The sequence below is a fragment of the Sphingopyxis sp. NFH-91 genome, assembly GCF_021401285.1.
In the GTDB taxonomy this organism is placed as follows: domain Bacteria; phylum Pseudomonadota; class Alphaproteobacteria; order Sphingomonadales; family Sphingomonadaceae; genus Sphingopyxis; species Sphingopyxis terrae_A.
The window spans coordinates 1-7,200 of the sequence record NZ_JACBGA010000020.1; the positions used below are offsets into that span (position 1 = coordinate 1).

7 protein-coding genes and 2 pseudogenes are annotated in these 7,200 nt (G+C 63.9%); 7 read left to right on the forward strand and 2 right to left on the reverse strand.

Annotation, left to right across the window (positions count from 1 at the left end; all coding sequences use genetic code 11):
- The first annotated feature begins 206 nt into the window (after nucleotides 1-206).
- From L0963_RS19240 to L0963_RS19270, 7 genes and pseudogenes are all read left to right on the forward strand, one after another.
- Nucleotides 207-650: a lasso peptide biosynthesis B2 protein gene (locus L0963_RS19240; RefSeq protein WP_234181340.1), complete on the forward strand. Its 444-nt coding sequence runs from the start codon at nucleotides 207-209 to the stop codon at nucleotides 648-650.
- Nucleotides 650-910, forward strand: a complete 261-nt coding sequence (locus L0963_RS19245) for a hypothetical protein (protein WP_234181364.1) — start codon at nucleotides 650-652, stop codon at nucleotides 908-910. The genes L0963_RS19240 and L0963_RS19245 overlap by 1 nt, the downstream gene beginning before the upstream one ends.
- Nucleotides 903-1,637, forward strand: a pseudogene (locus L0963_RS19250) (type IV secretion system protein); the annotation flags it as partial. The gene L0963_RS19245 and the pseudogene L0963_RS19250, both read left to right, overlap by 8 nt.
- A 6-nt stretch (nucleotides 1,638-1,643) precedes the next feature.
- Entirely contained in the window at nucleotides 1,644-2,327 is a 684-nt protein-coding gene (gene trbF / locus L0963_RS19255; protein ID WP_234181349.1) for a conjugal transfer protein TrbF, read from the forward strand.
- The gene (trbG, locus tag L0963_RS19260) at nucleotides 2,324-3,154 is read left to right on the forward strand and encodes a P-type conjugative transfer protein TrbG (RefSeq protein ID WP_234181357.1); all 831 of its coding nucleotides are present in this window, start codon (nucleotides 2,324-2,326) and stop codon (nucleotides 3,152-3,154) included. The genes trbF and trbG overlap by 4 nt, the downstream gene beginning before the upstream one ends.
- On the forward strand, nucleotides 3,151-4,326 hold the full coding sequence (locus L0963_RS19265) for a TrbI/VirB10 family protein (RefSeq protein WP_234181359.1): 1,176 nt from the start codon (nucleotides 3,151-3,153) through the stop codon (nucleotides 4,324-4,326). The genes trbG and L0963_RS19265 overlap by 4 nt, the downstream gene beginning before the upstream one ends.
- A 144-nt stretch (nucleotides 4,327-4,470) precedes the next feature.
- Entirely contained in the window at nucleotides 4,471-5,088 is a 618-nt protein-coding gene (locus tag L0963_RS19270; protein WP_062901520.1) for a response regulator, read from the forward strand.
- On the opposite strand, the gene L0963_RS19275 is transcribed toward L0963_RS19270, so the two are convergent.
- Together L0963_RS19275 and L0963_RS19280 are read right to left on the reverse strand one after the other, a co-directional pair.
- Nucleotides 5,074-7,095, reverse strand: a complete 2,022-nt coding sequence (locus tag L0963_RS19275; RefSeq protein ID WP_326490207.1) for a sensor histidine kinase — start codon at nucleotides 7,093-7,095, stop codon at nucleotides 5,074-5,076. The two genes, L0963_RS19270 and L0963_RS19275, sit on opposite strands and share 15 nt — an antisense overlap.
- Nucleotides 7,079-7,200 (reverse strand): annotated as a pseudogene (locus L0963_RS19280) (IS5/IS1182 family transposase); the annotation flags it as partial. The gene L0963_RS19275 and the pseudogene L0963_RS19280, both read right to left, overlap by 17 nt.

Sequence of the window (7,200 nt, forward strand, 5' to 3'; positions counted from 1 at the left end):
ATTCTGTCGTCGGTCATCGTCTTCTTCTCCAGGTTCGAGTTCGCATCCGAACCCTACCAGAAGATCGACGGTGGCCACCCCTTCAGGGAAACCTTCCTACACCACCCCTTGGGACACGACCGTTCTCTCTCATCATTCATCGTGGACAGGAGGCCGCAGACGAAGATTGGCTTGCTGCTCGAGGATTGCACAATCTGGCCCGGCCGGTGGATCAAATATTCCCCGAAGCAATCGCACCGACGTCAAGCTATTTGGATTCTCCAGGCGCGGAGAAGGCGTCCGCAGTCGATACCATACGCGCCATATACGCCCTGGCCCTAGCGCGGCGGCATGTTCGAAAGCTTCGGCTGGGACAGATTTTGAGCACCTTCCCCGAAATCGAGCCGTTGCCGACAGAGGAGCAACGCTCGGCCGGGCGCAGCGCGGCGGCCGCGTTTAAGCGCGCAAGGCGCTATTTTTCCGGTGTGGACGAATGTCTTGGCTGCGGCGTTGCAATGCGCCGAGTGCTGGCCGGAAAGGGCTGCGACGCCCGGTTGGTGGTCGGCGTGACCTTGCCATTTGCTGCGCACTGCTGGGTCCAGCTCGGCTCGGCGGTGCTGACAGATCCGCTTGATGTCGTGCTTCCCTACACCCCCATTTTGATCGCCTGATGGCAGCCTATTTTCGCCTTGAAGTTCCCAGACGTTCGGATCGCAACGGCGGCAAAAAGGCCGAGGTGGACCGGTCGGCACTCCTGCTCCACGGCGCTCGGCTTTGGTGCGACGAACATCCGCTGGAAGTTGGCGGAGATGGATATCTGATCGGTCATTTGTTCGAGCGAGGTGCCACGAGCCGGGTGCTCGACCTGTGCGAGGCGGCGGCCGAAAAAATCCTCGCATCTGGCGGCCGATCGCTCGCTACCGACTATTGAATTCAAGCTCGTCTCCCTCGCGGGCTTCGTGCTCATCCCCTTCGCTTTCTTCGGGCGCACCGCCTTCATGGCCGAGCGGGTGCTCGGACATATCATTTCCTCGGGGATCAAGGTGCTCGTGCTTGCGGTGATCACCGGCATCGGGACGACGCTATTCGATCTTTTCCTCAACGCAGGCATCGGGCCCGAGCCCGACATCGAGCAGGCGATGGCACTCGCGCTCGGGGCGCTGACGCTCCTCGGGCTCGGCATTTTCGGCCCCGGCATCGCCAATGGCATCGTCGCAGGCGGACCGCAACTCGGCGCAGGCGCAGCGGCAGCGACCACCGTCGGGGCGGGCGCGACCCTTGCCGCGGGTGCTGCCGGCGCGACGCTGGCGGGCGGCGCAGCCGCAGCGGCGGCGCGAAGTGCGGCTGCTGCGGGCGCTCGAGGTGCCGGAAGCGCCTCGGCCGCCTATGCGGCGGGAATGGAAGAAAAGCGCGGGGCGAGGGCAATCGCGTCCGGCCTTGCCAATGTTGCGGGCACCGCCGCGAGCCGCGCCAGCTCGCCGCGACCCGGCACGTCGGACAAGACCCGCGCGAGCGGCGCCGACGCACCGCCTGCATGGGCCGCCGCGATGCGCCGCCGCCAGATGGTGGCGCAGGGCGCCACCCTCGCGGCGCACAGTCTGAAGGGCGGGGACAGCCACGGCGGCGGCGCGGTCCCCGACATCAGCGAAAAGGACTGATCGATCATGTTCAAGAGACCGCATAATCATTACGGCCGCGCCCCCGAGCCGGTCACCCCCTACCAGCGCGCGGCGCAGGTCTGGGACGAGAGGATCGGCTCGGCGCGCGTCCAGGCGAAAAATTGGCGGCTGGCCTTCTTTGGCTGTCTCGCCTTGTCGGGCGGCCTTGCCGCAGGACTTGTCTGGCAGTCGGCGCGCGGGACGATCACCCCCTGGGTGGTCGAGGTGGACAGGTTTGGCGAAGCGAGGGCGATTGCCCCAGCCGACGCCGACTGGACGCCGGCGGACTCGCAGATCGCCTTTCACCTCGCGCGCTTCATCGAGCATGTGCGCAGCATTCCCGCCGATCCGGTGGTTCTGCGCAAACACTGGCTTTCCGCTTATGATTTCACGAGTGCGACCGGGGCGCAGGCACTCAATGATTACGCCCGCAACAATGATCCGTTCGCCGAGGTCGGCAAGCTCCAGGTCTCGGTCGATGTCTCGAGCGTGATCCGCGCGTCGAAGAACAGCTTCCGCATCGCCTGGTCCGAACGCCGCTATCAGGACGGCAGCCTCGTCGAGACCTCGCGATGGTCGGCGATCCTGACCGTGACCCTGACGCCGCCGCGCACGCCAGAGGCGCTGCGCCGCAACCCCGTCGGAGTCTTCGTGTCCGCTATTTCATGGTCCAAGGAGCTCGATCAATGATCAGAATTTCCGCCATTTCGCTGGCTCTTGCGCTGGCGGTCCCGACCGCTTGGGCGAGCGAGCCCGCCGACCCCCGGCAGCAGGTCGGGCGCGCCAACGCGAACGCGCGCGTGGAGCCCGACCGGCAGGCCTTCCGAAACGCGATCCAGCAATATGCATGGGCCGATGGCGCGCTCTACCAGGTCTACGCCGCGCCGGGGCAGATCACCGATATCGTGCTGCAGGAAGGCGAGCAGCTGGTCGGACCCGGGCCGGTCGCCGCGGGCGATACGGTGCGCTGGATCATCGGCGACACGGTGAGCGGCACCGGCGCGAAGCGCCGCGTTCATTTGCTCGTGAAGCCAGTGCGCTCCGACATCACGACCAACATGATCATCAACACCGACCGGCGGACCTATCATGTCGAGCTGCGCGCGACGCCGTCCGCCTATATGGCGTCGGTCTCATGGACCTATCCCGCCGACGAACTGCTGGCGGTGAAGCGCGCCGAAGCGGAGGCGGCTCGGTCTGCACCGGTTGCTGCCGGCATCGCGCTACCGTCGCTCAGCTTCGCCTATAAATTGTCGGGTGACCGCGTGCCGTGGCGCCCGGTCCGCGTCTTCGATGACGGCCGGCAGACTTTCGTCGAGTTCGGCGAGAGCATTGCGGCGGGTGACATGCCGCCGCTCTTCATCCTGGACGAAAAGGATCAAGCGGAGCTCGTCAACTACCGGGTCGAAGGCCGCTATATCGTCGTCGATCGCCTGTTCGAGCGCGCCGAGCTGCGGCTCGGCGCTGGGCGGGCCGCTAAATCGGTTCGCATCAGGCGCGGGCGGAGCCCGTCATGACCGGCAGCCAGCGGCAAATCCCGGCGGCGGACTTGCCAGATCCAGACCCCGCTGCCGCCGAACCCTTTCGGCTTGCCGCCGACCCGCCGCGCGTCATGCGCCTGTCGCGAAAGGCGCTGGTGATCGCGGGCGGCGCGGCGGGCGCCGCGATTGGCGGCGCGCTTCTCTACGCCCTCAGGCCGACCGCACATGAGACGCCGGAAAATCTTTACGATGCGGCGGCCAGCAGCCGCTCCGAGACCGTAACCGGGGCGCCGAAAGATTATACCGTCATGCCGAAGCTCGGGCCTCCTCTGTCCGGCGATCTCGGGCGGCCGATCATATCGGCGCAGCGCGATGGAGAGTCGCTACCCGAGCCGGCGACAGGACCGGTAGAGCCGCCTCCCGATGCAGGTCAGCAGGGGCTTCAGCGGGCACAGCAGGAACGAGAGACGGCGCGGTCGAGTGGTCTTTTCGGCGCTGCGACGGGGACTTCGGCTCCCGTGCCTGGATCGACGGGGCTCGCGGAACCGGACGTTCCATCCATTGCGCCCGCAGGAAGAACCGGGTTCCTTGCGCCGCGCGCGGAACATGCCGAAAGCGCTGAGCGGATCCGCACCCCGGCTTCGCCTTATATATTGCAGGCGGGCAGCGTCATTCCGGCCGCATTGATCACCGGCATCCATTCGGATCTGCCGGGTCAGATCACCGCGCAGGTTACCCAGAACATCTTCGACAGCCCGACGGGACGCCATCTTCTCATCCCGCAGGGGGCGAGGCTTATCGGCGCCTATGACAGCGAGGTCGCGGCCGGCCAGAGCCGGGTCCTTCTCGCATGGGATCGGCTGATCCTGCCGGGCGGGCGCTCGATCATGCTCGATCGCCAGCCGGGCGCCGACGCGGCCGGGATGGCGGGGCTCGCCGATCGAACCGACCATCATTGGGGCAGGATGCTGCGCGCCGCCTTCGTTTCGACCTTGCTCGGGGCAGGTGGCGAACTTGGATCGGGCCGAGACGATGAACTGGTCCGGGCGGTCCGCGAGGGCGCACAGGACAGCTTCGGCCAGACCGGGCGCAGGCTCGTCGAGCGCGAGCTCGCAATCGCGCCGACCATCCGGATACGGCCGGGCTTTGGCTTCCGCGTGATCGTGACCCGCGATCTTATGTTCGAGCCAATGGAGGAGGGTCGATGAGGCGGCTGCGGCTCGGCTCCGTCGCCGCGGAAAGGCCGTTGAGGCTTTCGGATCTGCAGTCGGCCCGATCCAAAATTAATTTGAGTGTGAAAAATCGCCTGTTTCGGGCATCGACGATGCGATCGAGGCTTCGGAATGGGCGGGATGGCTGGCGAACAAAAGATTCTGATCGTTGACGATCACCAGATCACGCAGGCCGGTTTGAGGATGCTATTTCAGGCCTATCCCGAATATATCGTCGTGGGTGCCCTCGATCGCGGCGCTACGGTGGCGGCCTTCGTCCAGTCGCAGCCAGTCGATCTGGTCATCCTGGACCTCAACATACCCGATGTGAAAGGCATCAACATCCTTGCTGAGATCGTTGGTTCGCGCGACATGACGGTGATCATCCTGACGGGCGAAAGTGCTTATGGCGAGGTAGAATATGCGCTGAAACTCGGCGCTCGGGCCGTGGTGAGCAAAGCGGATCCGGCCGAAGAAGTCATCGCTGCTTGCGAGGCGGCGCTCGCAGGCGAGCTCTATATTTCTCCGCACATGCGGGACGCGCTCGGTCGCTATCGCCAGCCCCCCGTCACCCTTTCTTCACGGCAAATGGCGATTCTTCACTACCTGGCCCAGGGCGAGAGCAACAAGGAAATTGCCTACCGACTGTCAATCGCGCAGCCGACTGTCTCTTTTCACATCGCCGAACTCCGGCGCAAGCTCGAGGTGGCCAACAACCGCAAGATCGTCGAACGCGCGCAGGAGCTAAACATTCTCTGATCTCGCTGCAAAAACGGGGTGGCCAAGCAACTCGCGGCAAATTGGCTTGATGATCATCAAGCCGACCTGATTTCTCAGCCGGCTGCGCGTGACCGTTGTGTCGTCATAGCTCAAGGCGATTATCTGCCGCTTCGCGACGGTCGAGCCGGCCAGTCCGGTTTCGAACGCTGCGCGCTGGTCAAAGTCGAGAAGTTGCCAGTCTGGAAGGCCTGCCTGGATCGTCTCTGCGTCGCACGGCGTCACCTCCGGCCAAGCGCAGGGCAGAAGAATTCGGATAAGGGTTCCGCTCGAATCCGAAGACAGGATTTCCAGCGAACCCGACAGACGTTCGATGAGCCGCTTGGCGGACCGAAATCCCGAGCCGGTGCCGCCCACATCTGCATGCCCGCGCAGCCGCCCCGTGTCGTCGCCGTTCAGCGCGTGCATGATCGCCGGGGACATGCCCCGGCCGCTGTCGCGGATATGGATTGCCGCGCCGCTCGCTCCCGTACCGATAGTCAGGCTGGCGCCACCGCGCTCGGTATAATGATAGCAATTGCTGAGCAGGTTTGCCAGCGCGCGCATCAGCAGAGGCTTGTCGGACACTAGGGTCACCTCTCCTTCGACTTGAACGGTCAGTGTCAGCTTTTTGCCCGCGAAGGGGGTGCGGAACATCATGGCCAGCGGCTCGACGAGCGCCTGCGCCCGAAAGCTTGACAGCGCGAGGAAGTCGGTGTCGTCCCCGACGATATTGGCGCCCGAGATCGTCGTCGAGACGATCTCGTTCAGATAGTCGGCAGAGCTTTGCAGCATGGCCGTCAATTCGCCATGCGCACTCGCGCCATCGCCGCGCTTCAGCACGCCGATCGCGCTGTTGAGCGCGAGGATTACCTGGCGGCTGTCATGCCCCGAGGCGTGCAAAAGAGCGTTCTGGCTGTTGACCGTCTCAAGCGCGAAGGCTTTTTCCTTGGCCAGTCGCGCCGCTTGCTCGCTAATCGCCACGCGTTCTTCCATCGAGCGAGCATAGTTGGAGTCAGCCTCTAGCTTGTCGCCTTGAATCTTCTTGAGATTGAGCCCGAGAGCAAGTGTTACCATCAGCGATTCGAAGAGCCCCACGGGCCCCGAAAGATGCCAGTTGATCGGTAGCCACGAGAAAATCCCCATCGAAGCCACGGCGGCATAGATGATGAAAGCGGCAAGGCTGCCCCAGCCGACAAACAGCGGCCAGAGCTGACGCCCCAGTTGCTTCATGGCGGCAAAACCAATGAAGGGCAGGAACAACGCCACCGCAACCGCGACAAACCAGCCGCCGATGTGGAGAGCACTGCGCAGGCCCGGTGGATAGAGCCAAAGCCCGGGCTGGAGCAGCATGATCGCAAGCGCCGCGCCGATCAGGGTGCGAAGCACAAGATCGCGCTTCGGAAAGCGTTGCCGGGTGCCGACGAAGCTGCGGCCGAACTGAGCCATGGCGGCAGCGAAGCCGCATTTGAAGATCTCCTCGATGGCGACCCCGAGGAGCGGGGCGTCGGCGAGGAAGAAGATGGTGAAATAGCCCTCCGAATGGACGGTGTTGAGGGCGAAAAAGGCCTGCGCGATCGCGAGCCAGATGAATTCGCGGTGACCGGTGATCGAGAAGAAGAGAAAATTGAGCAGGATCAGCACGACAACCGCTATCACGACGCCCGACACCATTGCGATATTTTCGCGTCTCGCCTTGAAGAAGCTGCCGTAGGTTTCGATCCTCAGCGGCATGTAGGTCGAGTTTTCGGACAGAAAGTCGATGACGAGGATTTTCTCCTGGCCCGGATCGAGCACCAATTCGCTGCTGAACGCCTGATAGGTTCGCAGGTTGCGGCTCGCTGAAGCGGCGTCGGCACCATCGACAGTCAGATCGAAGCGTCCGTCCTGAACCTCGTAGAGCCGAAAATATTTGAGCGAACCGCGCCCGGTCGTGAATATCCATGCCGCACTCTTGTCCCCGGCATTACGCACGCGAAGAAGGGCCGTAGTCTTAGGCCGTAGACTCATAAACGCGGAGCCAAAGCCGCATTGACGCAAGTTGGACCATGGCCAGGAAGTTTTCGGCGAGCTTGTCATATCGGGTGGCCACCCTACGGAAGTGCTTCAGCTTGG